General features: G+C 70.4%; 2 protein-coding genes and 1 pseudogene. 2 read left to right on the top strand and 1 reads right to left on the bottom strand.

The window, feature by feature from the left end:
- Both PO768_RS28535 and dapA read left to right on the top strand, forming a co-directional pair.
- Window positions 1–917: GGDEF domain-containing protein (locus PO768_RS28535; RefSeq protein WP_272648752.1), on the top strand; the 917-nt coding region annotated here is incomplete at its 5' end.
- A 234-nt stretch (window positions 918–1,151) separates the two neighbouring features.
- A complete protein-coding gene (gene dapA / locus PO768_RS28530; RefSeq protein ID WP_272648751.1) occupies window positions 1,152–2,069 on the top strand; it encodes a 4-hydroxy-tetrahydrodipicolinate synthase in 918 nt (305 codons plus the stop codon).
- Here the strand turns inward: dapA and PO768_RS28525 are convergent.
- Window positions 2,044–2,313: pseudogene (locus tag PO768_RS28525) on the bottom strand (hypothetical protein); the annotation flags it as partial. The gene dapA and the pseudogene PO768_RS28525 sit on opposite strands and share 26 nt — an antisense overlap.

The following is a 2,313-nucleotide window of genomic DNA, read 5'->3' as shown; positions in this document are numbered from 1 at the left end:
GGCTGCGCGCGCTGGCCGAGGGCTGGCAGCATGGCGCGGCGGCGGCCGAGCCGCTGGTGCAGGCCAGCGAGGCGCTGGCCGCGCGCCTGCCCGAGGTGCGCCTGCTGCAGGCCATGCAGCCCTGGCTGCGCTGCGAGATGGCCCTGCTCAGCGATGCGGCACCCGCCGCGCTGCAGGCGGCGCAGCAGATGCATGCCTCCTGCGTGCGCATCGAACACCAGCCCTTGCAGCGCATCGCGCTGCTGCTGAGCAGCGAGCTGCATGAGCGGCAAGGCCAGGCCGGCGAAGCGCTGGCCTGCCTGCGCCTGCTTCAGCGCGGCGAACACCAGCTCCGCCAGGTCAGCATGCACCACCGTCGCAGCGTGGCGACCCTGCACTTCGAGCTGCGCCAGCACAAGCAGGAGGTGCAGCACCTGAGAAGCAATGCGCAGCAGCTGCAGCGCTTGTCGATGGAAGACGCGCTGACCGGCCTGCTGAACCGGCGCGGCATGGAGCTGCTGCTGACCGAGGCACTGGCCGGCCGGCCCGAGCACGGCAGCGCGCTGTATCTGTCGGTGGTCGATGTGGACCGCTTCAAGTCGGTCAACGACCGCTACTCCCATCAGGTCGGCGATCAGGTGCTGCGCGTGCTGGCCGAGCTGTTCCAGCAGTCGCTGCGCGGCCAGGACCTGGCCGCACGCTGGGGCGGTGACGAGTTCGTGCTGGCCTTCTGGGCCCCGGACGACGAGCAGGCGGCCGCGGTCGGCGAGCGCCTCAAGCGCGCCGTGGCCGCCTATGCCTGGGGCATGCTGGCCACCGGCCTGTGCGTCAGCGTCAGCCTGGGCCTGACCCGCTCGCGCAGCGACGACAGCCTGGACAGCCTGCTGCTGCGCAGCGATCTGGGCATGTACGCAGAAAAACGCCAGCAGCCGGCTTGAGCCGGAGCGCCGGCCCTGGTTATAGTCGCCGCATGCCGCAACGCCACACGCCGACCCCCGCCCAGCGCTGGGTCGGTGCCGCGCCTGCGGTTTTGAAGAAAAGCAAGAAAAAGCAGTCGCTCATCTGACCGGCACTGCTGCCGCGCTCAGATGAGCGACGGCAGCCCTGGCATCGCCACGGTCCGGTCCCGCTCGTCTTGGCACGGCCTCCCAGGTCAATACTGGAGGACCATCGTGTCTGACAACAATTACAGCGGTCTGTGGATTCCCCTGGTGACCCCCCTCCACCATGATGTGGTCGATCACGCTGCCTTGTCGCAGCTGGTGCTGCATCTTAAGGCGCAGGGCGTCAATGGCTTCGTCGCCTGCGGCAGCACCGGCGAGGCCGCCCTGCTCGATGAGCATGAGCAGGATGCGGTGCTGGAGACGGTCTGCGAGGCGGCCGGCGGCACACCGGTGATGATGGGCGTCTCGGGCCCGCGCCCCAGCCAGGTGGCGGCGCGCATGCTGGCCATCGCCAAGCGTTTCCCGGTCTGCGCCTTCCTGCTGCCGGCGCCCAGCTATATCCGGCCCAGCCAGCAGGGGCTGCTGAACTTTTTCGGCAGCATCGCCGATGTCGCACCGGCACCGCTGGTGCTCTACGACATTCCCTACCGCACCGGGGTCAAGATCGAGCTGCCCACGCTGCTGACCCTGGCCGCGCATCCGAACATCGAGGCGCTGAAGGACTGCGGCGGCTCGCTGCAAGCCACCCAGGCGCTGATCGCCGATGGCCGCCTGGCCGTGCTGGCCGGCGAGGACCACAACATCTTCCCGACCCTGGCCCTGGGCGGCGCCGGCGCGATCGCGGCCAGCGCCCATCTGCACACGGCCCATTTCGTGCGCCTGGTCCAGGCCCTGCGCGACGAGCAGACCGAGACCGCGCGGCGGCTGTGGCAGGCGCTGGCCCGGCTGATCAACCTCAGCTTCGCCGAGAGCAATCCGGCACCGATCAAGTCCGCGCTGGCGCGGCTGGGCCGGCTGCACAACGAGCTGCGCGCCCCGCTGCAGCAGGCCTCGCCCGAACTGGAGCAGCGGCTGTGGGACGCTTATGGACAGGCTGGGGAGCAGTTGCAGCCCGGGGCCTTCAGAGAGGCCGTGCCAGCAGGCTGAACTCGATCACCAGCTCGTCCTGCACCGCCAGCAGGCCGCCGGCGACGCTGAAGGGCTGCAGGCCCAGATCGCTGTGCCGCAGCACGAAGGTGCCGTCAATGCGCAGGCTGCCGTCCTGCTCGCTCAGCGTCAGCGGCAGGCTCAGCGCATGGCGGCGCCCGGCCAGCGCGATCTCGATGCGGGCCGCCAGCTTCGGCGGCTCGCCGGCCAGCGCCAGCAGACGCAGCCCGAGCTCGGGGTGGCG

Source organism: Paucibacter sp. XJ19-41 (assembly GCF_028462495.1).
GTDB lineage: Bacteria > Pseudomonadota > Gammaproteobacteria > Burkholderiales > Burkholderiaceae_C > Roseateles_E.
The sequence above is the reverse complement of the archived record's forward strand: the minus strand, read 5'-3'. Positions and strand labels throughout refer to the sequence as shown.